General features: G+C 61.1%; 22 protein-coding genes and 1 pseudogene. 14 read left to right on the forward strand and 9 right to left on the reverse strand.

The annotated features are described in order from the left end of the window. Window position 1: 1 nt before the first annotated feature. Window positions 2–2,269: a DNA topoisomerase IV subunit A gene (parC, locus tag ACA058_RS02385; protein WP_497637678.1), complete on the forward strand. Its 2,268-nt coding sequence runs from the start codon at window positions 2–4 to the stop codon at window positions 2,267–2,269. Window positions 2,270–2,445: 176 nt separating this feature from the next. Further along, the gene (locus tag ACA058_RS02390) at window positions 2,446–3,159 is read left to right on the forward strand and encodes a PqiC family protein (RefSeq protein ID WP_497637679.1); all 714 of its coding nucleotides are present in this window, start codon (window positions 2,446–2,448) and stop codon (window positions 3,157–3,159) included. A gap of 250 nt (window positions 3,160–3,409) precedes the next feature. Here ACA058_RS02390 and ACA058_RS02395 read toward each other — a convergent pair whose 3' ends face one another. After that, window positions 3,410–4,930 (reverse strand): AhpA/YtjB family protein, encoded by a 1,521-nt coding sequence (locus ACA058_RS02395; protein WP_497637680.1) that lies wholly within the window; start codon window positions 4,928–4,930, stop codon window positions 3,410–3,412. 135 nt (window positions 4,931–5,065) lie between these two features. On the opposite strand from ACA058_RS02395, the gene serB reads away from it, so the two are divergent. Next, entirely contained in the window at window positions 5,066–6,280 is a 1,215-nt protein-coding gene (gene serB / locus ACA058_RS02400) for a phosphoserine phosphatase SerB (RefSeq protein WP_034148725.1), read from the forward strand. A gap of 130 nt (window positions 6,281–6,410) precedes the next feature. On the opposite strand, the gene asd is transcribed toward serB, so the two are convergent. The 3 genes from asd to ACA058_RS02415 are packed head-to-tail and all read right to left on the reverse strand — an operon-like array spanning window position 6,411 to window position 9,686. Continuing rightward, window positions 6,411–7,271, reverse strand: coding sequence for an archaetidylserine decarboxylase (asd, locus tag ACA058_RS02405; protein ID WP_497637681.1), 861 nt, complete (start codon window positions 7,269–7,271; stop codon window positions 6,411–6,413). A gap of 18 nt (window positions 7,272–7,289) precedes the next feature. Beyond that, window positions 7,290–8,105: a rhodanese-like domain-containing protein gene (locus tag ACA058_RS02410; RefSeq protein WP_497637682.1), complete on the reverse strand. Its 816-nt coding sequence runs from the start codon at window positions 8,103–8,105 to the stop codon at window positions 7,290–7,292. A 42-nt stretch (window positions 8,106–8,147) separates the two neighbouring features. Continuing rightward, window positions 8,148–9,686: an HDOD domain-containing protein gene (locus tag ACA058_RS02415; RefSeq protein WP_497637683.1), complete on the reverse strand. Its 1,539-nt coding sequence runs from the start codon at window positions 9,684–9,686 to the stop codon at window positions 8,148–8,150. Between the two features lie 166 nt (window positions 9,687–9,852). Here ACA058_RS02415 and motA point away from each other — a divergent pair, with 166 nt between their 5' ends. The 4 genes from motA to ACA058_RS02435 all read left to right on the forward strand — a co-directional run bounded on the left by motA (window position 9,853) and on the right by ACA058_RS02435 (window position 13,528). Next, complete coding sequence (gene motA / locus ACA058_RS02420) at window positions 9,853–10,704, forward strand: flagellar motor stator protein MotA (protein ID WP_008063575.1); 852 nt, start codon at window positions 9,853–9,855, stop codon at window positions 10,702–10,704. Window positions 10,705–10,707: 3 nt separating this feature from the next. Next, complete coding sequence (gene motB / locus ACA058_RS02425; RefSeq protein ID WP_497637684.1) at window positions 10,708–11,736, forward strand: flagellar motor protein MotB; 1,029 nt, start codon at window positions 10,708–10,710, stop codon at window positions 11,734–11,736. Between the two features lie 197 nt (window positions 11,737–11,933). Beyond that, window positions 11,934–12,992: an IS110 family RNA-guided transposase gene (locus tag ACA058_RS02430; protein ID WP_497639851.1), complete on the forward strand. Its 1,059-nt coding sequence runs from the start codon at window positions 11,934–11,936 to the stop codon at window positions 12,990–12,992. Between the two features lie 386 nt (window positions 12,993–13,378). Next, on the forward strand, window positions 13,379–13,528 hold the full coding sequence (locus tag ACA058_RS02435; RefSeq protein WP_497637685.1) for a hypothetical protein: 150 nt from the start codon (window positions 13,379–13,381) through the stop codon (window positions 13,526–13,528). Window positions 13,529–13,883: 355 nt separating this feature from the next. Here the strand turns inward: ACA058_RS02435 and ACA058_RS02440 are convergent. The 4 genes and pseudogenes from ACA058_RS02440 to rsgA form a co-directional block, all read right to left on the reverse strand. Further along, window positions 13,884–13,983: pseudogene (locus tag ACA058_RS02440) on the reverse strand (molecular chaperone Tir); the annotation flags it as partial. Next, the gene (locus ACA058_RS02445; RefSeq protein WP_497637686.1) at window positions 13,983–14,942 is read right to left on the reverse strand and encodes a caspase family protein; all 960 of its coding nucleotides are present in this window, start codon (window positions 14,940–14,942) and stop codon (window positions 13,983–13,985) included. The gene ACA058_RS02445 and the pseudogene ACA058_RS02440, both read right to left, overlap by 1 nt. A 2-nt stretch (window positions 14,943–14,944) precedes the next feature. Continuing rightward, window positions 14,945–15,352 carry a TIR domain-containing protein gene (locus ACA058_RS02450; RefSeq protein WP_497637687.1) on the reverse strand — a complete coding sequence of 136 codons (408 nt, stop codon included), beginning with the start codon at window positions 15,350–15,352 and terminating at the stop codon, window positions 14,945–14,947. A 198-nt stretch (window positions 15,353–15,550) separates the two neighbouring features. Further along, complete coding sequence (rsgA, locus tag ACA058_RS02455) at window positions 15,551–16,582, reverse strand: small ribosomal subunit biogenesis GTPase RsgA (RefSeq protein ID WP_497637688.1); 1,032 nt, start codon at window positions 16,580–16,582, stop codon at window positions 15,551–15,553. A gap of 107 nt (window positions 16,583–16,689) precedes the next feature. Here rsgA and orn point away from each other — a divergent pair, with 107 nt between their 5' ends. Further along, window positions 16,690–17,232 (forward strand): oligoribonuclease, encoded by a 543-nt coding sequence (gene orn, locus ACA058_RS02460; RefSeq protein WP_020798550.1) that lies wholly within the window; start codon window positions 16,690–16,692, stop codon window positions 17,230–17,232. Window positions 17,233–17,453: 221 nt separating this feature from the next. Then, complete coding sequence (locus ACA058_RS02465; protein ID WP_497637689.1) at window positions 17,454–18,065, forward strand: trimeric intracellular cation channel family protein; 612 nt, start codon at window positions 17,454–17,456, stop codon at window positions 18,063–18,065. Here ACA058_RS02465 and queG read toward each other — a convergent pair. Then, window positions 18,047–19,126: a tRNA epoxyqueuosine(34) reductase QueG gene (gene queG, locus ACA058_RS02470; protein WP_497637690.1), complete on the reverse strand. Its 1,080-nt coding sequence runs from the start codon at window positions 19,124–19,126 to the stop codon at window positions 18,047–18,049. The two genes, ACA058_RS02465 and queG, sit on opposite strands and share 19 nt — an antisense overlap. 63 nt (window positions 19,127–19,189) lie before the next feature. Here queG and ACA058_RS02475 point away from each other — a divergent pair, with 63 nt between their 5' ends. The 5 genes from ACA058_RS02475 to miaA are packed head-to-tail and all read left to right on the forward strand — an operon-like array spanning window position 19,190 to window position 25,456. Beyond that, window positions 19,190–20,689 (forward strand): NAD(P)H-hydrate dehydratase, encoded by a 1,500-nt coding sequence (locus ACA058_RS02475; protein WP_497637691.1) that lies wholly within the window; start codon window positions 19,190–19,192, stop codon window positions 20,687–20,689. Continuing rightward, on the forward strand, window positions 20,677–21,147 hold the full coding sequence (tsaE, locus tag ACA058_RS02480; RefSeq protein ID WP_497637692.1) for a tRNA (adenosine(37)-N6)-threonylcarbamoyltransferase complex ATPase subunit type 1 TsaE: 471 nt from the start codon (window positions 20,677–20,679) through the stop codon (window positions 21,145–21,147). Before ACA058_RS02475 ends, tsaE begins: the two co-directional genes overlap by 13 nt. Then, entirely contained in the window at window positions 21,148–22,578 is a 1,431-nt protein-coding gene (locus ACA058_RS02485) for an N-acetylmuramoyl-L-alanine amidase (RefSeq protein ID WP_497637693.1), read from the forward strand. Then, entirely contained in the window at window positions 22,575–24,485 is a 1,911-nt protein-coding gene (gene mutL, locus ACA058_RS02490) for a DNA mismatch repair endonuclease MutL (protein WP_497637694.1), read from the forward strand. The genes ACA058_RS02485 and mutL overlap by 4 nt, the downstream gene beginning before the upstream one ends. Continuing rightward, on the forward strand, window positions 24,485–25,456 hold the full coding sequence (gene miaA / locus ACA058_RS02495; protein WP_497637695.1) for a tRNA (adenosine(37)-N6)-dimethylallyltransferase MiaA: 972 nt from the start codon (window positions 24,485–24,487) through the stop codon (window positions 25,454–25,456). The genes mutL and miaA overlap by 1 nt, the downstream gene beginning before the upstream one ends. Window positions 25,457–25,539: the final 83 nt, after the last annotated feature.

Consider the following 25,539-nt stretch of genomic DNA (forward strand, 5'->3'; position numbering starts at 1 on the left):
CATGAGCGACTCCCTTGATCTCAGCCTGGACGGTGTAGAACGCCGGTCACTGGCTGACTTCACCGAAAATGCCTACCTCAACTACTCCATGTACGTGATCATGGACCGTGCCTTGCCGCATATCGGCGACGGCCTGAAACCGGTACAGCGGCGTATCGTCTACGCCATGAGCGAGCTGGGGCTGGACGCCGATTCCAAGCACAAGAAATCGGCGCGTACCGTCGGTGACGTGCTCGGTAAATTCCACCCCCATGGCGACTCGGCCTGCTACGAAGCCATGGTCCTGATGGCCCAGCCGTTCAGCTACCGCTACACGCTGGTGGATGGCCAGGGTAACTGGGGTGCGCCGGACGATCCCAAATCCTTCGCCGCCATGCGTTACACCGAAGCACGGCTGTCGCGTTACTCCGAGGTGCTGCTCAGCGAACTGGGTCAGGGCACGGCGGACTGGGGCCCGAACTTCGATGGCACTCTCGACGAACCGCTGGTGTTGCCGGCCCGTTTGCCGAACATCCTGCTCAACGGCACCACCGGCATCGCCGTGGGCATGGCCACCGACGTTCCGCCGCATAACCTGCGCGAAGTCGCGACGGCGTGCGTGCGTTTGCTCGATGAGCCCAAAGCCACGGTCGAACAGCTCTGTGAACACATCCAGGGCCCGGATTACCCGACCGAAGCGGAAATCATCACCCCGCGTGCCGACCTGCTGAAAATCTACGAAACCGGCAAGGGTTCTGTGCGCATGCGCGCCGTGTACCACATCGAAGACGGCGACATCATCGTCACCGCGCTGCCGCATCAGGTTTCGGGTGCCAAGGTGCTGGAACAGATCGCGGCGATGATGCAGGCCAAACCGTCGAAAGCCCCACAAATCGCGGACTTGCGCGACGAATCGGACCACGAGAACCCGTGCCGGATCGTGATTATTCCGGGCGCCCGGAAAAACTTTGACCACGATGCGTTGATGCAGCACCTGTTCGCCAGCACCGAGCTGGAGTCGAGCTACCGGGTCAACATCAATATCATCGGGCTTGACGGCAAGCCGCAGCTGAAAAACCTGCGGGCCTTGCTGGTCGAGTGGCTGGAGTTCCGGGTCCAGACCGTGCGTCGTCGCCTGCAATTCCGCCTGGACAAGGTCGAGCGTCGCCTGCACCTGTTGGACGGTTTGTTGATCGCCTACCTCAACCTGGATGAAGTGATTCACATCATCCGCACCGAGGAGCAGCCCAAAGCCGCGCTGATCGAGCGTTTCGCCCTGAGCGAAATCCAGGCCGACTACATTCTCGACACGCGTTTGCGTCAATTGGCGCGACTGGAAGAAATGAAGCTGCGTTCCGAGCAGGACGAACTGCTCAAGGAACAAGCCAAGCTGCAAGCGCTGCTGAGCAGCGAAGCCAAGTTGAAAAAACTGGTACGCACCGAGCTGATCAAGGACGCAGAGACCTATGGCGACGACCGTCGCTCGCCCATCGTCGAGCGTGCTGAAGCGAAGGCGCTGACCGAGCACGATCTGCTGCCGAACGAAAAAGTCACCGTCGTGCTCTCGGAAAAAGGCTGGGTTCGCTCCGCCAAGGGCCATGACATCGACGCCACCGGGCTTTCGTACAAGGCCGGAGATGGTTTCAAGGCCTTGGCGGCGGGGCGTTCCAACCAGTTTGCGGTGTTTATCGACTCCACCGGTCGCAGCTACTCGGTAGCCGCACACACCTTGCCATCGGCCCGTGGTCAGGGCGAACCGCTGACCGGCCGTCTGACGCCTCCGCCAGGGGCGAGTTTTGAATGCGTGCTGATGCCCGAGGACGATGCGCTGTACGTCATCGCGTCGGACGCCGGTTACGGTTTCGTGGTCAAGGGTGAAGACCTGCAGGCCAAGAACAAGGCGGGCAAGGCCCTGCTGAGCTTGCCGAACAACGCCAAGGTGATCCTGCCGCGGCCGGTGGCCGATCGTGAGCAGAACTGGCTGGCGTCGGTGACCACCGAAGGTCGCCTGCTGATCTTCAAGATCAGCGATCTGCCACAATTAGGTAAAGGCAAAGGCAACAAGATCATCGGGATTTCCGGTGAGCGTGTGGCCAGTCGCGAAGAATATGTCACGGACATCGCCGTTGTGCCGGATGGTGCCACCCTGGTGCTGCAGGCCGGAAAACGTACCTTGTCACTGAAAGCAGACGACCTCGAACACTACAAAGGTGAGCGTGGGCGTCGTGGTAACAAATTGCCACGTGGCTTCCAGAGGGTGGATGCGCTGCTCGTCGAAAACCTCAATTAAGCGTCCTAGAGCGCTCGATCTACGATTTAACGCGTAGATCGACGCTTTCGCGCTGGAGTCGGAACGCATATTCACGGATGATATGGCCTTTCAAGCGCCGGCGTGGCCGAGCGTTCTTCATATTTATTGAGTATTTTCACTGTGATTAGCCTTGTGGCAATCACCTGGATGGGACGATGACTGCTCTGCGCCTTCCTTTTATTTTGATGCTCGCCGGCGTACTTGGCCTGGCGGGTTGCAGCGTTCACCAGCCGGTGTCGCTGTATCAACTGGACAGCGGAAGTCCGGTTCAGCCTGCGCAAAGCGCGGGCATGGCGGTTTTGTTGGGCCCGGTAACCGTGGCGGACTACCTGCAGCGCGAAACCCTGTTGCAGCGTCAACCGGATGGCAGCCTGCAAGCCTCGCCCGATGGCCGTTGGGCTGGCAGCCTGTCTTCCGACATCGATCAGCTGTTACTGCGTCAGGTGGCCGGTCACCTGGACAGCCAGCGTGTCGTGCTGGCGCCTGCGACAACGGGGTTCACACCGGATGTCCAAGTGCTGTTGACCATCACGCGTCTGGATTCGGGAGAGTCGCAACCGGCGATCCTCGATGCGCAATGGCGTTTGATCGATCGTCGTGGCCAGGTGCGCGATAACCGCATCATTCACCTGCAGGAACAGCACGCCGGCAACACCGCGGCTCAGGTTCAGGCGCAGGGTGTGTTGCTGCAGAAGCTTGCTGAACAGCTGTCGACAGCGCTCAAGCCACTGGCCAACCAGCCACCGATTGCCGAAGCCCCTAAAAAGCCGGCAGCCAAACCTGTGGCGCCTGCTGCGGAAGCGGAGAAGCAGCAGAAGATTCCGATGGCTGCACCGATCCGGACGGATATGGAAGTGTTTCGCTTCTAAGCCTGAATGGATTCGAAACAAGGCCCGCATTGATGCGGGCCTTGTTGTTTCTGCAGGTTGGAGGTACTGATCATTCCCACGCTCTGCGTGGGAATGCAGCCCGTGACGCTCTGCGTCACATCGGTGTCAGGCTTGGGATATGAGGTGAGGCTGGAACGCGGAGCGTCCCTGGAGGCATTCCTTTGCTGCGCGTGGGAACGATCAGCCCGCAGACGATCACTCATCTGCGGGCTTCTTCATAACAAGGCTTTTACGCCCGGCGTTCGTGCATCCGCGCCAGTTGTCGTTCCAGCATCGACGGATAAGGCTCCATCAGTCGCTCCACGCAGCAAGCGCCTTCAGGGCTGGCAATCGGGCGGATCCGTGCGCGCTGGCGGATCAGCGTGTCGTCATTGATCTTGCGTTCCACCAGCAGCAGGTTGCGGCTGTGTTGCGACAGGGCCAGGGCATCCTGCGCGGCGTCGGTCAGCAACAGGTCGATCTGGCTCAGACCGAACAACTCGTCGCCCAGGGTCAGGCCAAGCTGCAATTGCAAGGTGATACCGCTGTCGGCGACTTCGATCTGCAGTTGGTGGCCCAGCGCCCGCAGCAGCTCGCCGCAGCAGATGGCGTTGGTCAGGTAATCGTCGCCGCTGTCTTCGTTGTGGAACAGCATCAGGGTGCTGCCATCGTTCAGGGTGTGCAGTTCGCTCTGGTAGAGCGAGGCCGCCTGGTCGAGGCAGTCGCGGTAGCGTTTGAGCAATTCTTCCAGGCGTGTCCGGGGCAGGCGTCGCAGTTGTTCCTGTGAGCCCAACTGTACGGCCAGCACGGCGCTGTGCTGCGGCACGCTGGAGGCCACAGGTTTGCCCAACAGTTTCGCGGTGCTGGCTGGCGCATCATCGAGCAAATCGGCGAACGCATCATCGTCGTCATCCTCAGCGGTGCTGACGACACGCCGTGGCGCGGCTTTCATCGCGGCCATCGGGCGGCTTTCATCGAAACTCGGATCACGCAGGTTACGCACTTCGAAACCCGGCTCTGCGTCGTCGTCATCGATGTCGTCGAATTCGGGTTCCGGCACGAGTTCCGGCTCGGCCGGTTCCGGCGCGAAGTCGGCGTGCAGCTGACGTGCCAGGTCGCCGATCTCGTCATTACGCTCAGTGGCCGGGGTGTACTCGTCGATGTTGCGCAGCCACACCCGCAATTGCAGCAGCGGCGTGGAGAGGTATCGGCCCATGCGCAGGCTCAAGGCCAGGGACAGGGCCAGCAGGATCGCGCTCAAAATTCCCATGCTTTGCAGGCTGATGGTCATCGGCTGCTGGAACTGATCCATGTCCAGGCTGATGCGCAATTGCCCGGCGGTCACGTCCTGGAAGGTGATCTTGCTCTGGTAGATGCCTTCGGCCTCGCCCAGCAGGCCGTGCTTGGGACGCTGGCCGGCCTCGGCAAGGATCCGGTTGTCCATGCTGTAGATGGCGGCGTGGGCCACCAGCTTGTTCTTGGTCAGGTTGTTGAGCAGGACGTTGAGGCTGAGGATGTCGTTGGACACCAACAGCTCGGTGGCGGACGTGGCCGTCTGCATGGTCAGGCTTTCACCCAGCGCATCCGCTTGCTCGTGCATGGCCTGCTTGAACTGCAAACCCATCACGCAGGCGTAGATCACCAGGGCCAGAGCGACCAGGATCACGTTATGGCTGGCAATGCGCAATGCAATCGGTACACGGCGGTGGCGCAGTGCACGGAAGATCAGCAGAAAGAAGTTATCGGTTTTTACTGGCGTGGGCCGGTTCACTTGAGCTCGGCTCTTTTGTCCGTGAAGTTGACGCGCAGTATAGCGACAGGCCCTAGGCCGTCAAAGCGCTCACGGTGCCCGATGGTCACTGAATGTGGGTAGAATGCGGTTTTTTTCCACCTGCGGGGGTGCGCCTTGCGCGAAATCGTCCTGATAAACATCACGGGAGTCGACCGTCCGGGTCTGACTGCGGCCATTACCGGCGTTCTGGCCCAGGGTGGTGTGAACATTCTCGACATCGGTCAGGCGGTGATCCACGACACCCTGTCGTTCGGCATCCTGGTTGAAATTCCTGATACCGAACAGGGCAAGTCGGTGCTCAAGGACATCCTGTTCAAGGGCTATGAGCTTGATCAACAGGTGCGTTTCACACCGGTGTCCGAAGAGGATTACCAGCAGTGGGTCGGCAACCAGGGCAAAAAACGCCACATCGTGACCCTGCTGACTCGCAAGGTCACCGCCGGGCAATTGCAGGCTGTGAGCTCGATCACCGCCAAATATGGCCTGAACATCGACCACATCGATCGCCTGTCCGGGCGCATGCCTTTGGATACCCCGGCCGATAAAGGCAAGGGTTGTATCGAGTTCTCCGTGCGTGGCGAAGCGGCGGATCCGCAGGCCCTGCGGGCCGAATTCCTCAGCGTCGCCCAGGAACTGAACGTCGACATCGCCTTCCAGGAAGATTCGCTGTTCCGTCGTAACCGCCGTCTGGCGGTGTTCGACATGGACTCGACCCTGATCGAAGCCGAAGTCATCGATGAGTTGGCCAAGGCGGCTGGCGTGGGCGACAAGGTTTCGGAAATTACCGAGCGGGCGATGGCCGGTGAACTGGATTTCCGCGCCAGCTTCAAAGAGCGCCTGGCGTTGCTCAAAGGGCTGGATGTCGGCGTGCTGGACTCGATTGGAGCTTCGCTGCGCCTGACCGAGGGCGCTGAAACCCTGTTCGCCGAACTCAAGCGCCTGGGCTACAAGACCGCCATTCTGTCAGGCGGCTTCACCTACTTCGCCAAGCAATTGCAGGCCAAGCTGGGCATCGACTATGTGTTCGCCAATGAACTGGAAGTGGTCGACGGCAAGGTGACCGGCGTGGCGATCGAGCCGATTGTCGATGCACAGCGCAAGGCTGATCTGCTGAAAGAACTGGCACACAAGGAAGGCTTGCGTCTGGAGCAGACCATTGCGGTGGGCGACGGTGCCAATGACTTGCCGATGCTGGCGATTGCCGGGTTGGGCGTGGCATTCCGCGCCAAGCCGCTGGTCAAGCAGTCGGCGAAGCAGGCTATTTCGACGCTGGGCCTGGATGGCGTGTTGTACTTGCTGGGCTTCCGCGACCGCGACGGCCAGCTCTAACGCCGCAAAACACCTGTAGGAGCGAGCATGCTCGCGATGGACGTCAACGATGACGCGGGCATTCAGATTGCCCGCGTCGCTCTCAGGTTCATCGCGAGCATGCTCGCTCCTACAGTAGAGACGGTGTCGATCAGGTTTTCGGTGAGCCCATGCCCTGGCCCATTTGCACCGGCGAACCAGCCACCAACTCTTCAGCCCACTTCACCTGGTCCGGCCCGAATAGCACGACAGCGGTCGAACCCAGTTTGAAGCGGCCCAGCTCCGCACCTTTTTCCAGGTGGATCGGCGCGCGTGCGGCTTCGTCGTAGCGGAAGGTTTTCAGCTCGCGTTTCGGCGGCGTAACCAGCCCGGCCCACACGGTTTCGATCGATGCCACGATCATCGCGCCCACCAGCACCACGGCCATCGGCCCGCGCTCGGTGTCGAAAATGCACGCCACGCGCTCGTTGCGGGCAAACAGTTCCGGAACGTTTTCAGCGGTGGTCTGGTTGACCGAGAACAGGCGGCCCGGGATGTAGACCATCTCGCGCAGGGTGCCGGCCAGTGGCATGTGCACGCGGTGGTAATCCTTCGGCGACAGATAAATAGTCGCGAAATCACCGCCCATGAACGGCGCGGCATTAGCCGCATCGCCACCCAACAGTTCCAGCACGCTGAAACTGTGGCCCTTGGCCTGGAACACGCGGCCGTGCTCGATCGGGCCGAGCTGGCTGACTGCGCCGTCCGCCGGGCTGAGGATCGCGCCAGGTGTTTCGTCCAGCGGGCGCGCGCCGTCTTTCAAGGCGCGGGTGAAGAAAGCATTGAAGTGCTCGTAGGCGGTCAGGTCTTCGACCAGGGCCTCGGACATATTCACCTGGTAACGCTTGGCGAACCACGCGGTGAACGCATTCTTGAACCAGCGCACGCGGCATTCGGCGATGCAGCCGGCCAGTCGCGAGAGCAGGTTATGGGGCAGCAGGTATTGACTGACGATAAACAGACGCTTGTTCATTAACTGTCCTTAAAAACCTTAAATCTCTACGGGCGTGTCGGGATGGTTACCCCATTCGCCCCAGGAGCCGGCGTAGCCCTTGACCCGCGGATAACCGAGAGCCTTGGCCACCAGATAGGTGAAGCCAGATCGATGGTGAGTCTGGCAGTGGGTAATTACTTCTTTGTCCTTGCTGATCCCGAGTTGTTCGAGGATCTGCGGCATGTCGGTGCGGATGCGCAGTTGGCGTGACTTATCCATGCCGGCGGTCCATTCGAAATTGACCGCGCCAGGGATGTGGCCGGCTTTGGCCGCCAGGACTTTCTCGCCGGAATACTCCAGCGGCCCGCGTGCATCCCAGATCGCCAGGTCGGCAGCGCCGAGACGGCTTTGCAGGTACTCGCGGGTGGCGGTGGGTTCGTCGTGCAGGGTCAACGCAACCGGGCCACCTGCTGGTGCGGGGACCTGGATTGACATAGGCATGCCTTCTGCCAGCCAGGCCGTCAGGCCGCCGTCGACATAGTGATATTTGCTGTGGCCAATGACATCCAGAAGCCAGATAAAGCGCCCGGCCCAACCGCCGCCTTCGTCGTCATAGACGACATAGACGGCATCGGGGTTGTGCCCCAGCTCACCGAACAATGCTTCGAGTGCCGCTTGCGACGGCATCAGCCCCGGCGCGGGCGCCTGGCCGAGTTGTGTGCGTTTCGGATCGACAAACCGCGCGCCGGGAATATGCCCTTCTGTGTAGCGGGCGTTGCTGGTCAGGTCCACCAGTATCAGTTGGCGGGCGTCGAGGCGAGGGAGCAAGTCGCTCGGCTCGATCACCAGCGGCAAGCCAGAGAAGTCAGACATGTGAGGTCTCCAGGGCACAAAAGGGAGGATTGTAGCGCAGCCTTATTGGCCGCGCTGGCTAAAGCTGTGCAGCGCTTTTTCGATGCATTGTGCGGTTTTGCCGAAGGCTTGCACGGTGATGTCCGAGAATGGCCCGCCACCCTGGTCTGCCACGACGATCATGATCACCCGCCCATTGTTGAGCAGCGAACGCAGCAACAGGTGTTCACCGCTGAACTGGCTGCGCAGGTTCTGGGGCAGCAAAGCGGAAAATTGTGCGTTGTTGAGCGGCGTGAGGCGTACCTGGGCCTGTTGCGAGAGCAGGCGTTGCAGTACGGCGCTTTGACTGACGACAAAGTTCAGGCCGGCCACTTCGTCAGGCAAGCCGGCCGTCTGGTGCACGCGCAGCTGGGCGTGGGTGCGGTCGGCCATCAGGATCATCACCCTGCGCATGCCGCAGGCAACCAGCGCGTCGCGGGCAGAGGTGGTCAGGTGGATGGCATTGGTGAAGCGACTCGGTTCGACCAACAACTCAGCGCATTGTTTGCGCCACTTCGCCAGGTCTTCGGCGGTGGGGGCCGGGGCTGGCCGCAACCCTGCATGCACAGGGTTCATGCCCCATGGCCAGATCAGCGCGACAGCGGGATGCCAGAGGTCGGGCATGGCGTGATAACGCGCGCTGTTGGCGGCTTGCTGGTGCAGTTGTTGTTGTACCTCGGCCATCGGTATTTGCAGATAGAGGCTGGTCAGGTACTGCCAGCGCTCACTGTGCGGACTGTCCCAGGCCTGGTGCGCCGAGAGCGCCAGACCGTTGGCCAGCAACACCGTGTTGGCCGGTTGATTGAGCCAGCGGCGCAGGGTCGGGTCGTCATCCAGGCGATTCTGCTGGCGTAGCGGATGCTCGCTGTCGCGGGCAATGCGCAGGACCTTCACCAGCTCCCGTTGCTCGCTGAGCAGCAGTCGATACCCCTGTTGCACCCAGATCGGCAGGTGCCAGAAGTCCACCAGGGCCAGGCCGATTTTCAGCAGGCGAACGCCAAACAGTTGCTTTTCGACGGTGCACGCCGATTCGCCTTTATGAATGACCCGCAGCTCCCAGTCTTCGAGCAGGTGCGGATGTGTCAGGGCCAGCGGCCACAGCGGCGACAGAAAAAGCAGGCTGCCCCAGTGGATGTCCTGCCACAGGCGCGCCAGGCGGCTGGCAAAAAAACCGTTGGCCTGTTGGCTGGCGTGTTGGCTGATCAATTGCAACTGGCGCAGGGCTTTCGGAATCTCGTCTTGGGGCATGGCAGGCAGTCGCGCGAGCAGCTCCTCGGTGCGCTTCAAGCCGAGGCGATTGATGGCGACCTCAAGGTTTTCCGCCGGCTCGGTCATGCCGCCATGGCTGTACCGGTTGGCCTCGCGAATCACGCTCAAGGCCAGGGCCGGACTGTCCTGCATCAAGTCGGCGATCTTGCGCATAGAGCTGCGACTGTCGCGCATGGCCCGGCAGACACGGTCGTGACTGGCCTGCGGAACCGGCAGGCGCACGCCGTCGAGAAGTTTGACCCAGCCTTCGAGCGTGGTCGGTGTTGGCGTCGGGACGTTTGTTTGTTTAGCCATGTCTGGAGGCGATCATCGTCAACAATACCTATGCCCGGAGGGGGTCAAATTGGCTTTTCGCCTGAACTGGCTATAGTCTGGCGCAGTTTTGCCGATAAGTAGAAGAAGAGATTTTTTAACTTCCGAATATGACCTTGAACCCGACTCAGTAAGTGCTCTCCTACCTATGGCTAAAATAATCGGCATCATCGTCGTATTCGCGAGCGTGCTCGGCGGATACGTGCTCTCCCATGGCAAGATTGCCGCCCTGATCCAACCTTTCGAGGTCATGATCATCGGGGGTGCGGCCCTCGGTGCATTCCTGCAGGCCAACCCCGGTTACATGACCATGCACGTGCTCAAGAAGTCCCTGAGCATGTTCGGTTCGCGTTTCAGCCATGCCTTCTATCTTGAAGTGCTGGGCCTGATCTACGAGATTCTCAACAAGAGCCGCCGCGAAGGCATGATGGCCATCGAAGCGGATATCGAAGATGCCGCGGCGAGCCCGATCTTCGCCAAGTACCCGACGGTCCTCAAGGATGAGCGCATGACCGCGTTCATCTGTGATTACCTGCGCATCATGTCCTCCGGCAACATGGCGCCCCATGAGCTGGAGGGCCTGTTCGACATGGAGCTCTACAGCCTCAAGGAAGACCTGGAGCACCCGTCCCACGCGGTGAACGGTATCGCCGACGCCATGCCCGGTTTCGGTATCGTCGCGGCGGTTCTGGGTATCGTGGTGACCATGGCCTCGCTGGGTGAGGGCGACCAGAAGTCCATCGGCCTGCACGTCGGTGCGGCGCTGGTCGGTACCTTCTTCGGTATTCTCGCTGCCTACGGGTTCTTCGGTCCGCTGGCGCATTCCCTGGCCCACGATGCCAAGGAAGAACTGAACGTCTACGAAGCCATCAAGGCCTCGCTGGTTGCTTCCGCTTCCGGCATGCCGCCATCGCTGGCCGTGGAGTTCGGGCGCAAGGTTCTGTACCCGGCGCACCGTCCTAGCTTCGCTGAGCTGGAACAAGCGGTTCGTGGTCGTTAAGCCATGGAAAACAACCAGCCGATAATCATCAAGCGCGTCAAGCGCTACGCCGGCGGGCATCACGGGGGCTCTTGGAAAATCGCCTTCGCCGACTTCGCCACAGCGATGATGGCGTTCTTCCTGGTGTTGTGGTTGATGTCCACCGCCACCCCGGAACAGAAGATCGCCATCGCCGGTTACTTCAAGGACCCGATCGGCTTTTCCGAAAGTGGCACGCCGTACATCATCGATCTGGGCGGCACGCCGACCATGGCGCCGGAAAACACCCTCAACCCCGAGATGAAGACCCAGCCGCAGCCGGACAAGGTGACGGTCGACGTCGAACAGGTCGAAGGCATGGCCGAGATGGTGGAGAAGGAGCGCCTGGAGCTGCTGCTGCAAGAGCTGCAGAACAAGGTCGAAGAGAACCCGCAACTGCAGAAATTCAAAGACCAGATCTTGTTCGAGATCACCCCGGACGGTTTGCGTATCCAGATCGTGGATGCCGAGAACCGGCCGATGTTCGACTCAGGCTCAGCCCGCCTGAAACCCTATTTCGAAGACATCCTGCTGGCCATGGCCGATACCATCAAGGCAGTGCCGAACAAGATCAGCATCAGCGGCCATACCGATGCCAAGCCGTACAGCGGCACCGGTGAATTCGGTAACTGGGAGCTTTCGGCCAACCGTGCCAACGCCGCGCGCCGTGCGTTGGTGGCGGGCAGCTACCCGGATGCGCAAGTGGCGCGTGTGGTCGGTTACGCCTCGTCGGCCCTGTTCGACCGCGAGCATCCGTTCAATCCGGTCAACCGCCGTATCGACATTATCGTGCTGACCAAGAAGGCACAGCGTGCTATCGAAGGTTCGCAAGGTGCGGAGCCTGCTCCGGATGCACCACAAGGTTCGGCCGCTCCGGGAGCCGCACCAGCTGCACCGGTCGACCCGAACGCGTTGCCGGCGGACAAGGAGCCGCTACCGGCTCACGAACTGCGTGAACGGTTGAACCTGTTCGATGACCCGGCACCGAAACCGGGTGAATCGCCGAAGCAGTGACCTACAAAAAAGCCGACAGTGATGTCGGCTTTTTTTCTGTGGCTTTTACTGGTTTGGAGGCCGCTTTTTGTAATTGGATGGACTCGCCCCAGCCGAGGCGTCAATGCGCCACGCTGGCAGTCTAAACAGCCAACGACAGCGAGGGCGAGTCCATGAAAAATCATAGTTCGATTGATCAATCCCTGTCTTCTTCCGATTTGTCGGCCTGTACAACCTTAGCGGTGGATCTGGCCAAGCAGGTCTTTCAGGTCGCCGGTGAAGATGTCCTTGGCCAAGTGCGCTACGAGCAGCGGATCAAGTCGCGTGAGGCGTTTTATGAGTTTCTCCGGCAGCTGCCGCCTCATGTCGTGATTTTGATGGAGACCGGTCCGGGTGCTCAAGCCTGGGCCCGGCAGCTGCAAGACCAAGGCAACCTGGCGCGGATTCTTCCAGCCGGTTTGGTGGCCACCCATCGCAGCGGGCCTAAAAATGATCGCAACGATGCACTGGCGATTTTGCGGGCGGGTCGCGATGAAAAAATCTGCGCAGTACCGGTCAAAAGCGTTGCGGCACTGGCAATGCAGGCGTTGCATCGCGCTCGTCAGGGCTATGTGCGTCGACGCACGGCCGTCAGTAATCAGATGCGCGGCCTGCTGCTCGAGCACGGCGTGGCTTTGGCGCAGGGCGATGTTGCGATCAGCCAGAAAATACCGCGGGTACTGGAGGATGCTACCCAGCCGGTGCCGGGCCTGCTGCGTGAACTGATCGACGAACTGTTGGCCGAGTGGCGCCATTTGGGCGAGCGCATCAGCGTGCTGACGGGACGCCTGGAAGTGGCCGCCAACGCCGACATGACGGCGAAGCGACTGATGACTGTGCGCGGCATCGGCCCAGTCACTGCCACGGCACTGGTGGCCAAGGAAAGCAAGCCTGAGCGATTTCCCAATGCCCGCAAGTTTGCCGCGTACTTTGGCATGGTGCCTGACCAGCACAGTAGCGGGCAGACGGTCCGGCTGGGGGGCATGACCAAGCGAGGTGATGTCTATTTACGCAGCCTGATGATCCAGGGAGCCCATGCGGTGCTGCAACAACTACGACCTGATTCCCAGCAACCCGATGACCGCCGCTTGTTGCGCTGGATGAGCCGGCTGGGCCGTAAGGAGGCTGCGATCAGGCTAGCCAACCGCAACCTGCGAATCGTCTGGGTGCTTTTACAGAATGATCAGACTTATCGTCGCCACGCTGGTGATGGCCAGCAAGCGACGATGAGCCACTGAGCGACAGAGTTCTGCCACCGAGGTACTGACTGTCCGACCCTTTGTTGAAAAAAATTGACCCCAGGTAAGACCGGCGTGGATTGATGCCTAAGCTCCTACTGGCCTTCGAGGCCTGACTGTAATCGGCATACCACGAGCTCTTCCAATTTTGGCCAGATGCCGAAGACGGCTTCCATGAATAGGCCTGATACATAGATGCAACGGGGCGACAGTTTTTCAAAAGCGGGTAGACAGTGGGGGCGAGTCCATACATAGGAGCTGGCTTGCCAGCGAAGGCGGCCTCCGACCTATTATTATTGTCGGAGTACATATCCATTGCTGCGGTAACGGCTTCTTATGGTTTCGCCCTTACGGCGAGTCACTTGGAAAAGCCTGTAGGAGCGAGCATGCTCGCGATGGTCGTCAACGATGACGAGGGCTATCTGAATGCCCGTGTTGTTCTGGCGTTTTTCGCGAGCATGCTCGCTCCTACAGGGCCCGCCGCGCTGGGCCATCCATGGCCCAGCGCGGCTAAACCGGCATCCATGCCGGTTTAGCCACTGCGCAGAACCGGAACGAAGCCTCTCGATATAGGTTGTCCGTTCCTTTCTTCTTCCATACTTCGGTGTCTGGAAGTCAGTTTTAATCAAGGAAGGAACATGCACCTGTGGGCTACGAATATGCCTCTCAAGCACACGATGATTACCGCCTCACCTTCGAGCCCACAGGTGCGCTTGCGCCCTCTAACGAATCCTCAGGGAAAGCCGGACACGGCTCTCTATATCGCTTTCGCTGGACGCAAGCATGCATGTCCCTGCATGTACTTTAGCGCCTGTGGAGGTTGTTGATGCAAACGCTCCTGTCTCAGCAATTCACTGCTTATGTCGGAATAGATTGGGCAGATACCAAGCACGACGTCGAGGTAGGTTTTGATATTGGCCTGCATCAGGCGCGTGTTGATGTGGATCGCGTGGGCGCGATCCATGTGGCGGTAGCTGATAAACACTGGCATCAGAAATGTCCCTTGATCGCGAGTTCGCGGTAATAGGCGCCGAGGGCGGTGAGGCGGCAGCCGGTGGAGTGGATGGCGGCGTAGTACATGTGTTCGGCGTCTACCGGTTCGACCAGGCTGTGACGGTTGCACTTTTGCAGCTGGGCGAAGACCTCGCCCTGTTCCGGGTTGAACTCCGGTTCGGTGGGCTCAAAGCTGGGGGCGAGGGGGTACACCGACTCCGCTTCGGCAAACCATTCGGGGAGGTTGCGCAGGATTTCCTTGGGGATCAGCGGTGACACTTCGCGCAGGGAGATGAACTGCGAGACGTTGGTCTTGAACACCGGGCGCTGCTCCCAGGCATCGAGCGCATTGTCGACAAACGAATAGAGGCTGCCGGGGGTGATCTTGCCCAGGATGTTCGCTGCTCCGCCGTGCAGGGCCTGGAGCAATAATCCGGTGAACATACCGTGCTGTGCGCCCTCCATTGCCGGCTCCTCCTTTTTGCAGGCGGTCAGAATGGTCATGCCTTCGCCGACTACGCTGCCCTCACTGCGCAAGGCGCGAACCTCGCCGGCCGAGCCGCTCTGGCAACAGTCGAGAATGATCACTTTGTTTTTGATTTTCGTGGCTTTGCTCGCCCAGTTCAGAATGTCGCTGAGGCGAATCCCGTCCTTGGCGCTCTTGTAATCCTGCGGGATCAACATGCCTTCGTCGGTGTCGGTGTCGAAGCTGCCGTGGCCGGCGAAATACAGCAGTGCGACATTGCAGTCCCCGGAAAACAGCTCGTGGATCTGGTCTTCGAGTTTTTCCCGGCTCAGGTAGTCCTCGGCGGAGGTCAGTACAATGTTCTTGAAGTTCGGATCGCCATTGGCGTCGGTCTTCAGCACCGAGGCCATGGCCATGGCGTCATTGCTGCAACCACTCAGGCGCGATACATGGGTGTAGTCGTTGATGCCGATAAACAGTCCCTTGCGCATGGTTACACCGCCGTATGCTGGCGAATCGCGGTGATGATGCTGTTGGTGTTCCACGCACATTCGGCATGTGCCGCGTCACGTACCACCGTGGAAATGCGTTCGGCACCGAACGGCTTGATCGCAATGATCACCTTGCCCATGCGCTTGGCGATCTCGATTTCCTTGTTGATCCACTTGCTGTAGGTGGAATACATCCCGGCCATGATCAATACCGCCGAACACGGGCGGATCTTGTTTTCGATGGCCTCCTCAAGTTGTTTGTCGGTTTTCGCGCCGACAATCGGGTTGTCCGGTGGCACCGAAAAATTCTTGTACGTAAAACCCGGCTTGGCGTTGAGCAGGCGCACGAGACTGTCGTGGGCGTCGGAGTAGTTCCACGAGTGGCTAATGAACAGATGGTAGGTTTGCATGGGTGTCCCTCGGTGTCGCAGGAGTGCGAAGAGGGTTTGAACTTAGGCGATTGCAGGGCGGCCACAAGGGGATGGCGCGGAAAGAGAAATGTCCTACAAGTGCGCGTGCGTGCGCCTTACAGAAACTTCTGATGTTTAAGTGGGGCGGGATCCAGCCGCCGACAGCCCCGCTGAAGTCAGGGCGGTCGGCACGTCTGTTTAGTAGCCGTTTTCCGGCAAACTGGCGATGATCGAGCGGTAGCTGTTCATCCGTTGCTGTTGCACGCGGCCGTCTTCCAGGGCCTTGAGCAGGGCGCAACCGGGTTCGCGGTCGTGCTTGCAGTCACGGAAGCGGCAGGTGCCGAGCAAGTCGTTGAACTCGATGAAACCGGCCTCGACGTCGGCGCGGCTGACATGGCCCAGGCCGAATTCGCGGATGCCCGGAGAGTCGATCAGCTCACCGCCACCGGGGAAGTGGAACAGACGCGCGGTGGTCGTGGTATGGGTTCCCTGGCCGGACAACTCGGACAACGGGCCGACGCGGGTTTCGACTTCCGGCAGCAGGCTGTTGACCAGCGACGACTTGCCGACGCCGGACTGGCCGACGAACACGCTGATGCGCCCGTCCAAGAGTTTTTGAAGCTGTTCCATACCGTTGCCGTGGTGGGCCGACACTTCCAGCACTGGATAACCCAGGGTGCGGTAAACCGCGAGCAAGGCATTCAGCGCCGGGGCGTTATGCTCGTCGATCAGGTCGAACTTGTTCAGCAACAGCAGCGGCTTGATGCCCGCGTGTTCGGCGGCCACGAGGTAGCGGTCGATCAGGTTGGCATGGGGCTCAGGCAGCGGCGCGAACACGATGACAATCATGTCGACGTTCGCCGCTACCGGTTTGAGCTGACCACGGCTGTCCGGGCGGCAGAGTTCGGTATTGCGTGGCAATTGCGCCACGATGACGCCGATACCCTGGTTGCCGGCACGCCAGACCACCTGGTCGCCGGTCACCAGGGCGGGCAGGTTCGCCCGCAGGTGGCAACGGAACACCTGGCCGGCCAGCGCGCCCTCACGGGCTTCGACTTCGACCTGCACCCCGAAGTGCGCGATCACCAGGCCGGTCTGTTCCGGACCCAGGTCGCCACCTTCGAGTGCCTCGACAGCCGAGGACTCGCGTTTGGCGGCGCGGGCAGCGCGTTCGCCCTGAATCTTTTCGATGCGCCAGTTTTGACGACGATTGAGTTGGCGTTTGGCCATGGGTGTTCCGTATCAAGAATGCAGCGATTAGGTAAAACGGCCGCGAGTTTAGCACGCCCGGCCACCGGCCTAGGCTAAACTGCGCAGCATTGCCTAGGAGCCGACATATGCAAAACCCGCAGAACCTGATCTGGATCGACCTGGAAATGACCGGTCTGAACCCGGATACCGATGTCATCATCGAAATGGCCACCATTGTCACCGACAGCGACCTGAACACCCTGGCCGAAGGTCCGGTGATCGCCATCCACCACAGCGACGAAATCCTCGCCGGCATGGACGAGTGGAACACTCGGCAGCACGGTGGGTCGGGGCTGACCCAGCGCGTTCGCGACAGCCGCATCAGCATGGCTGAGGCCGAAGCACAAACCATCGCCTTCCTGGAGAAGTGGGTGCCCAAGGGCAAGTCGCCGATCTGTGGCAATAGCATCTGCCAGGATCGCCGCTTCCTTTATACGCACATGAAATCCCTGGAAAGCTATTTCCACTACCGCAACCTCGACGTTTCGACCCTCAAGGAACTGGCCGCTCGTTGGGCGCCGGACGTACGCGACAGCTTCAAGAAGGGCAGCACTCACTTGGCGCTAGACGACATCCGCGAGTCGATCGCCGAGCTGCAGCACTATCGCCAGCATTTCATCAAGGTCTGAAGGTGAGGCGAGGGCTTTTATGGCGAGGGGATTTATCCCCGTTGGGCCGCTAAGCGGCCTTCAGCGTCCGTTCAAACAGATCGAGTCTTTCGCATTTACGGCTGCTTCGTAGCCGAACGGGGATAAATCCCATCGCCACAGGTTTGTGGTGCGTGCGCCGCCCTCTTTTGGTGCTTCAGCGAAGTGAGTAGACTGCGCGCCTTTTCGCAAGGATCGCCACCATGTTGCTGATGCTTTACCTGATCGCCATCACCGCCGAGGCCATGACCGGCGCGCTGTCTGCCGGCCGTCGCGGCATGGACTGGTTCGGCGTGGTGCTGATCGCGTGCGTCACGGCGCTGGGCGGCGGTTCGGTGCGCGATGTGCTGCTCGGCCACTACCCACTGACTTGGGTGAAACACCCGGAATACCTGGTGCTGACCACCCTTGCAGCGATGTTCACGGTGTTCACCGCGCGCTGGATGCGCCATCTGCGTTCATTGTTTCTGGTGCTCGACGCCGTCGGCCTGGTGGCGTTCACGCTGATCGGCTGCATGACAGCCCTGGAAATGGGGCATGGCATGTTGGTCGCGTCGGTCAGCGGTGTGATCACTGGGGTTTTTGGTGGCATCCTGCGGGACATCTTCTGCAACGATATTCCGCTGATCTTTCGGCGCGAGCTGTACGCCAGCGTCTCGTTCGCGGCGGCGTGGTGCTACATGCTCTGTCTGTACCTGAATCTGCCGGGAGAGCAGGCGATCCTGATCACGCTGTTCGGCGGCTTCCTGCTACGCCTGCTAGCGATCCGCTTCCATTGGGAAATGCCCAAGTTCGTCTACAACGACGAGGCCTGACGTTCGGCGTGCTGCTGCAACGCCCATTCGACATGCTCGCGCACCAACCCGGACGGATGTTCCCGTCGCGCCTTCAGCGCTTCCAGTACCGGAATCGTTGAAGGCGCATTGCCCAAACCCACCGCCAGGTTGCGCAGCCAGTTTTCGTAACCAGTCCGGCGCAAGGGCGAGCCTTCGGTGCTGCTCAGGAATTTATCCTCGTCCCACATGAATAAATCGGCCAGCTGGGCGTTATCCAGGTTGTGTCGCGGCTTGAAGTCGCTTTCGCCGGACGGGCGGGCGAAGCGGTTCCACGGGCAGACGATCTGGCAGTCATCGCAACCAAACACCCGATTGCCGATCAGCGGTCGCAGCTCTTCGGGGATGGCGCCCTTGAGTTCGATGGTCAAATAGGAAATACAGCGCCGGGCGTCCAGCACATAGGGGCCGACGAAGGCATTGGTCGGGCAGATGTCGAGGCAGGCGCTGCAGCGGCCGCAGTGTTCGGTGGCATGGGGTGGGTCCACTGGCAGCGGCAGGTCGACGAACAGTTCGGCGAGGAAGAAATAACTGCCGGCCTTGCGATTCAAGACCAGGGTATTTTTGCCGATCCAGCCCAGACCCGCTTTCTCTGCAATGGCTTTTTCCAGGACGGGCGCGCTGTCGACGAACGCGCGATAGCCAAACGGGCCAATCTCGGCCTGAATTTTTTCCGCCAGTTGTTGCACGCGTTTGCGGATCAATTTGTGGTAATCGCGGCCCAAGGCATAACGCGAGACGTAGGCTTTTTCCGGTTGGGCGAGCAATTGCGCCATTTTGGTATCGCCCGACAGATAGTCCATGCGCAGCGACACCACGCGCAAAGTGCCCGGCACCAGTTCTTCGGGGTGCGAGCGTTTGCTGCCGTGGGCGCCCATGTATTCCATTTCGCCGTGGTAGCCGGCGGCGAGCCAGCGTTCCAGGTGCTGCTCATGCTCGGCCAGGTCAAGGCCGCTGATGCCGACTTGCTGAAAGCCCAGCTCGCGGCCCCAGTCCTTGATGGATTGGGCGAGAGCGGGCAGGTCTGTGGTAATAGCGGGCATGAGGCGAGAGAAACCGGAGCTGAGGTGCGTATAATTCTGCCAGACATCGGAGCCCGTAGACGCATGCCGCACACTAAAGATGATTTACCCGACGCGCTGTACAGCGCCGCGCAGGTCCGAGGGCTCGATGCGAGCCTGATCGCGGCCGGTACACCGGGCTTCGAATTGATGCAGCGCGCCGCACGGGCCACCTGGCGGGCGCTGGTCCGCCAATGGCCGACGGCCAGCGAACTGACGGTGGTCGCAGGCGGCGGCAATAACGCTGGCGACGGTTACCTGGTCGCCGTGCTGGCCAAGCGCGGTGGGTGGACGGTGCGGGTACTGGCGGCGGGCGATCCGCAGCGGCTGCGTGGTGATGCGGCTGCGGCCCATGCCGAAGCGGTAGCCGAAAACGTTGCCATCGAAGCGTGGAGCGCGCAATCGGACTGCCGTGGCATCGTCCTGGACGCCTTGCTCGGTACCGGCCTGACCGGTGACGTGCGCGCGCCATACGCCAGTGTCATCGCCGCGATCAATGCCAGCGGACTTCCAGTGGCGGCGGTGGATATCCCCTCCGGGCTGTGCGCCGATACCGGTCGCATGCTCGGTTGCGCGGTGCGAGCCGATCTGACGGTTACCTTTATCGGCTTGAAACTGGGGTTGTTCACCGGCGACGCGGCAAATGTGGTGGGCGAGCGGGTGTTCAATGACCTGCACGCCGATCCCCGGCTGCTCGAGGGGGCGCCGTCCACTGCCCGGCGCCTGACGGTCGGCAATCTGCCGCGCCTGGCCGCCCGGAAGGGCGCTTCCCATAAGGGGCAGTTCGGCCATGTACTGCTGATCGGTGGCGATCGCGGACTGGGCGGGGCGATCCTGTTGAGCGCGCAAAGTGCACTGCGCAGCGGCGCGGGCATGGTGTCGCTGGCGACCCGCCCCGAGCATGTGCCCGCTGCGCTGGCTCGGATCCCCGAGGCGATGGCGTTGGGCACTGCGTCGGCCAACCAGTTGATGGATTTGCTTCAAAAGGTGTCCGTATTGGTGGTCGGTCCTGGACTGGGGCAGGGCGCCTGGGGGCGAAGCCTGTTGTCGGCCGCCGCCAACGCACCACTGCCGCAAGTCTGGGACGCCGATGCGCTGAACCTGCTGGCCGAAGGCCGGGTTAGCTTGCCAAAGGGCTGTGTGATCACGCCGCATCCGGGGGAAGCCGCGCGGTTGCTGGGGCTCAGCACTGCCCAGGTTCAGGCGGATCGCCCCGAGGCGGCCCATGCGTTGAGCAAAAAATACACCGCAGTGGTGGTGCTCAAGGGGGCTGGTAGTCTAATTGCCTGTCCTGACGGGCGGCTTGCCGTGTGTCATCAGGGCCATCCGGCGATGGCCACCGCCGGGCTGGGCGACGTGCTGGCCGGTCTGGTCGGCGCATTGCTGGCCCAGGGCATGGACGCGTTCGATGCGGCCTGCCTCGCCGTCTGGATGCACGCCAATGCCGGTGAGCGCCAAGGTAAATTCGGCCGCGGGCTGGCGGCCAGTGATCTGATACCAACCATTCGTCAGTTGTTGGAGGAGCAAGCACCGTGTCTGAAGTAACCCTGTACCTGGCCGATGAGCAGGCCATGAGCGACTTTGGCGCACGTATCGCCCGTATCACCGAGGGGCATGGCCTGATCTTCCTTGAAGGTAATCTTGGGATGGGGAAAACCACATTGTCCCGGGGTATCATCCGTGGCCTGGGGCATGTCGGGGCGGTCAAAAGCCCGACCTTCACCCTGGTCGAACCCTACGAGATTGGCACCATTCGCGCCTTCCATTTCGACCTGTATCGCCTGGTCGATCCGGAGGAGCTGGAGTTTCTCGGCATCCGCGACTATTTCGACGACGATGCCCTGTGCCTGATCGAATGGCCGGATAAAGGTGCAGGCTTTTTGCCAAAGCCCGACCTGACCATTACCATTAGCCCGCAAGACAGCGGGCGTTCGCTGAAAATTTTACCCAGGGGCTCGCGTGGCGAGGCCTGGTGTGCCGCTTTGGCATTGGAATCCAAATAGATGATGGGGTTAGGTATGCGCTTTCGCGCGTTGGTTGCTGCCGTAGGGGTGTTGTTTCTGGCGGTGACCGTCGACGCTGTGGCCGAGACGAAGGTCAACAGTGTTCGCCTGTGGCGGGCTCCGGACAACACTCGGCTGGTGTTTGACCTGACAGGGCCGGTGCAGCACAGCGTCTTTACCCTGACGTCTCCGGATCGCCTGGTGATCGACATCAACGGCGCCTCCCTTGGCGCGCCGCTGAACGTCAACTCTTCCAACACCCCGATCACCGCGATGCGCTCTGCCCAACGCACGCCGACCGACCTGCGGGTGGTCATCGACCTGAAAAAGGCCGTGACGCCAAAAAGCTTCTCCCTGGCGCCCAACGCCCAGTATGGCAATCGCCTGGTGGTCGATCTGTTCGATAACCCGGCCGATGCCGCGCCGCCGCCCGCACCGACCCCCTCGGTCGCCACGATACCGGCCGTGCCGGTCACGCCTTCGGAGCCGGCAATCAAGTTGCCGCCAGCACCGGCGGGCAAGCGCGACATCATTGTGGTGATCGACGCCGGTCACGGTGGCGAAGACCCGGGCGCCTCCGGCTCTCGCGGTCAGCGCGAGAAAGACGTGGTGCTGCAGATCGCCCGCGAAACGCAACGCCAGGTCAATGGCATGAAAGGCTTCCGCGCGGAACTGACCCGCACCGGCGACTACTTCATCCCACTGCGTGGCCGTACGGAAATTGCCCGCAAGAAAGGCGCCGACCTGTTCGTCTCGATTCACGCCGACGCCGCGCCTTCTACCGCGGCGTTCGGTGCCTCGGTGTTCGCCTTGTCCGATCGCGGTGCCACCTCGGAAACCGCGCGCTGGCTGGCCGACAGTGAAAACCGTTCCGACCTGATCGGTGGTGCCGGCAACGTCAGCCTCGACGACAAGGACCGCATGCTGGCTGGTGTATTGCTCGATCTGTCGATGACCGCGTCCCTGACCTCCAGCCTGAACGTCGGCCAGAAAGTCCTGAGCAATATCGGCCGGGTCACGCCCCTGCACAAGCAGCGGGTCGAGCAGGCCGGGTTTATGGTGCTGAAGTCGCCGGACATCCCGTCGATCCTGGTCGAAACCGGGTTTATCTCCAACGCCAACGAAGCCTCGAAGCTGGCTGCATCGAGCCACCAGCAGGCGCTGGCACGTTCCATCAGCAGCGGCGTGCGCCAGTTCTTCCAGCAGAATCCGCCACCGGGCACTTACGTTGCCTGGCTGCGTGATTCCGGAAAAATCGCTCAAGGCCCTCGTGACCATCGGGTAAACCCGGGCGAGACGCTGGCGATGATCGCAGTGCGCTATCAGGTGTCGCCGGCGACCCTGCGCAGCGCCAACAACCTGTCGAGCGATGAACTCAAGATCGGTCAGCACCTGACCATCCCGGGCACTGAACTGGCGGCCAAAGAATGAATCAGGTCGTGAACAACAGCGCTCGCATCGAGCTGCTCAGCCCGCGACTGGCGAACCAGATTGCTGCTGGCGAAGTGGTCGAGCGCCCGGCTTCGGTGATCAAGGAACTGCTGGAAAACAGCCTCGATTCCGGTGCCAGGCGCATCGATGTCGACGTGGAGCAGGGCGGCGTCAAGTTGCTGCGGGTGCGCGACGATGGCAGCGGCATTTCTGCCGATGACCTGCCGCTGGCCCTGGCGCGACACGCCACCAGCAAGATCCGCAATCTGGAAGATCTTGAACAGGTTATGAGCCTGGGCTTTCGGGGTGAGGCCCTGGCATCGATCAGTTCGGTGGCGCGCCTGACCCTGACTTCGCGCACACGCGATGCCGAGCAGGCCTGGCAAGTCGAAACAGAAGGCCGAGACATGGCGCCGCGGGTGCAGCCTGCGGCCCATCCGGTCGGTACTTCGGTCGAGGTGCGCGACCTGTTCTTCAATACCCCGGCACGCCGCAAGTTTCTCAAGACCGAAAAAACCGAATTCGATCACCTGCAGGAAGTCATCAGGCGCCTGGCCCTGGCGCGGTTCGACGTGGCCTTTCATCTGCGTCATAACGGCAAGACCATCCTCAGCCTGCACGAAGCCCACGATGATGCGGCTCGCGCCCGGCGCGTGGCGGCAATCTGCGGGCCAGGTTTCCTGGAGCAGGCGCTGCCAATCGAAATCGAACGCAATGGCCTGCATCTGTGGGGCTGGGTCGGGTTGCCGACCTTCAACCGCAGCCAGGCGGATTTGCAGTATTTCTTTGTCAATGGCCGTGCCGTGCGCGACAAGCTGGTGGCCCACGCCGTGCGCCAGGCTTATCGCGACGTGCTGTTCAATGGCCGGCATCCGACGTTCGTGCTGTTTTTCGAGGTCGATCCGACGGGCGTCGACGTCAACGTGCACCCCACCAAGCACGAAGTGCGCTTCCGTGAAGGGCGCATGGTTCACGATTTCCTTTATGGCACCTTGCACCGTGCCTTGGGCGATGTGCGGCCGGACGATCATCTGGCGGCACCGGTCGCGACAGCCTCGGTCCGGCCTACCGGCCTCGAAGCCGGTGAGTTCGGCCCGCAGGGCGAAATGCGCCTGGCCGCCAATGCGCTGCTGGAGCAACCTCAGGCCCAGCCTTCGTTCAATGCGCCAGCCGGTTCGGGTTCTGGCGCCGGATATCAATATCAATACACCCCGCGTGCGCAGTCAGCTGTTCCGGCGGCAGAAGCACAGGCCGCCTATCGCGAGTTCTTCGCGCCGTTGCCCGAGGCCAATGCGGTAGCGCTGCCAGTCGGTCAGGACGACATCCCACCGCTGGGTTATGCGCTGGCGCAGCTCAAAGGCATCTACATCCTTTCGGAAAACGCCCAGGGGCTGGTGCTGGTGGACATGCATGCCGCTCACGAGCGAATCATGTACGAACGCCTGAAAGTCGCCATGGCCAGCGAAGGCTTGAGCGGGCAACCGCTGCTGGTGCCGGAATCCCTGGCGGTCAGTCAGCGAGAAGCCGATTGCGCCGAAGAGCACGTCGCATGGTTCCAGCGCCTGGGCTTCGAACTACAGCGCCTCGGCCCGGAAACCCTGGCCATTCGGCAGATACCGGCCTTGCTCAAGCAGGCTGAGGCCAATCGACTGGTGGGTGACGTACTGGCCGACCTGATGGAATATGGCACCAGCGACCGGATTCAGGCGCACCTGAACGAACTGCTCGGCACCATGGCCTGCCACGGCGCGGTCCGGGCCAATCGACGCCTGGCCCTGCCGGAAATGAACGGTCTGCTGCGTGACATGGAGAACACCGAGCGCAGCGGTCAATGCAACCATGGCCGACCGACCTGGACCCAACTGGGCCTGGACGATCTGGACAAACTGTTCTTGCGCGGTCGTTGATGAGCCAGTTCCCCCCTGCGATTTTCCTGATGGGCCCGACCGCCGCCGGCAAGACCGACCTGGCCATCGAACTCAGCAAGGTCCTGCCTTGCGAGCTGATCAGTGTCGATTCGGCGCTGGTCTACCGCAGCATGGACATCGGCACCGCCAAACCGTCAAAAGAGCTGTTGGCAGAGTTTCCGCACCGTTTGATCGATATTATCGACCCGGCCGAGGCTTATTCGGCGGCGGATTTCCGGCGCGACGCCCTGCAAGTCATGGCCGAGATCACCGCGCGGGGTAAAATTCCGCTGCTGGTGGGCGGCACAATGCTCTATTACAAGGCGTTGGTCGAAGGGCTTGCGGATATGCCGCCCGCCGACCCGGATGTCCGCGCGCAGATCGAGGAAGAGGCCGCACGCCTTGGCTGGCAGGCGTTACACGAGCAGTTGGCGGTCATTGACCCGGTTTCCGCGGCACGTATTCATCCGAACGATCCTCAGCGTTTGAGTCGAGCGTTGGAAGTTTACCGTGTCAGCGGTCAGAGCATGACTGCGCTGCGCTTGCAACAATCTGCGCAAAGTACTGAAGCAGCCGCTTCGGGACGGCAACAATTGCCCTATACTGTCGCGAACTTGGCCATTGCTCCGGCGAATCGCCAGGTATTGCACGAGCGAATTAAACAAAGATTCACATTAATGTTGGAACAGGGGTTCATCGACGAGGTCGTAGCCCTGCGTAATAGAAGTGACCTGCATGCCGGGTTGCCGTCTATACGTGCGGTAGGCTACCGCCAAGTCTGGGATTACCTGGATGGCAAGCTGACGTCAGCCGAGATGCAGGAGCGTGGAATCATTGCCACGCGCCAATTGGCAAAGCGCCAGTTCACCTGGCTTCGCAGTTGGGCTGATTTACACTGGCTGGACAGCCTCGATTGCGACAATCTGCCGCGCGCCTTGAAATACCTGGGGACCATCTCCATATTGAGCTGAGTCCTTACGATTGCCGTCTATCCTTGGGGGTGGGGCGGCCAAGCCATCGTTTACCTATTTTTTTATATTGAATCCTTAAAGGA

Source organism: Pseudomonas sp. LBUM1649 (assembly GCF_059716155.1).

Excerpts from the sequence above, each read along its gene's own strand:
- parC (WP_497637678.1), top strand. The coding sequence starts at position 2 with ATGAGCGACTCCCTTGATCTCAGCCTGGACGGTGTAGAACGCCGGTCA.
- ACA058_RS02390 (WP_497637679.1), top strand. The coding sequence starts at position 2,446 with ATGACTGCTCTGCGCCTTCCTTTTATTTTGATGCTCGCCGGCGTACTT.
- asd (WP_497637681.1), bottom strand. The coding sequence starts at position 7,271 with ATGAACAAGCGTCTGTTTATCGTCAGTCAATACCTGCTGCCCCATAAC.
- ACA058_RS02410 (WP_497637682.1), bottom strand. The coding sequence starts at position 8,105 with ATGTCTGACTTCTCTGGCTTGCCGCTGGTGATCGAGCCGAGCGACTTG.
- ACA058_RS02415 (WP_497637683.1), bottom strand. The coding sequence starts at position 9,686 with ATGGCTAAACAAACAAACGTCCCGACGCCAACACCGACCACGCTCGAA.
- motA (WP_008063575.1), top strand. The coding sequence starts at position 9,853 with ATGGCTAAAATAATCGGCATCATCGTCGTATTCGCGAGCGTGCTCGGC.
- motB (WP_497637684.1), top strand. The coding sequence starts at position 10,708 with ATGGAAAACAACCAGCCGATAATCATCAAGCGCGTCAAGCGCTACGCC.
- ACA058_RS02435 (WP_497637685.1), top strand. The coding sequence starts at position 13,379 with ATGCTCGCGATGGTCGTCAACGATGACGAGGGCTATCTGAATGCCCGT.
- ACA058_RS02445 (WP_497637686.1), bottom strand. The coding sequence starts at position 14,942 with ATGCGCAAGGGACTGTTTATCGGCATCAACGACTACACCCATGTATCG.
- ACA058_RS02450 (WP_497637687.1), bottom strand. The coding sequence starts at position 15,352 with ATGCAAACCTACCATCTGTTCATTAGCCACTCGTGGAACTACTCCGAC.
- rsgA (WP_497637688.1), bottom strand. The coding sequence starts at position 16,582 with ATGGCCAAACGCCAACTCAATCGTCGTCAAAACTGGCGCATCGAAAAG.
- orn (WP_020798550.1), top strand. The coding sequence starts at position 16,690 with ATGCAAAACCCGCAGAACCTGATCTGGATCGACCTGGAAATGACCGGT.
- ACA058_RS02465 (WP_497637689.1), top strand. The coding sequence starts at position 17,454 with ATGTTGCTGATGCTTTACCTGATCGCCATCACCGCCGAGGCCATGACC.
- queG (WP_497637690.1), bottom strand. The coding sequence starts at position 19,126 with ATGCCCGCTATTACCACAGACCTGCCCGCTCTCGCCCAATCCATCAAG.
- ACA058_RS02475 (WP_497637691.1), top strand. The coding sequence starts at position 19,190 with ATGCCGCACACTAAAGATGATTTACCCGACGCGCTGTACAGCGCCGCG.
- ACA058_RS02485 (WP_497637693.1), top strand. The coding sequence starts at position 21,148 with ATGATGGGGTTAGGTATGCGCTTTCGCGCGTTGGTTGCTGCCGTAGGG.
- mutL (WP_497637694.1), top strand. The coding sequence starts at position 22,575 with ATGAATCAGGTCGTGAACAACAGCGCTCGCATCGAGCTGCTCAGCCCG.
- miaA (WP_497637695.1), top strand. The coding sequence starts at position 24,485 with ATGAGCCAGTTCCCCCCTGCGATTTTCCTGATGGGCCCGACCGCCGCC.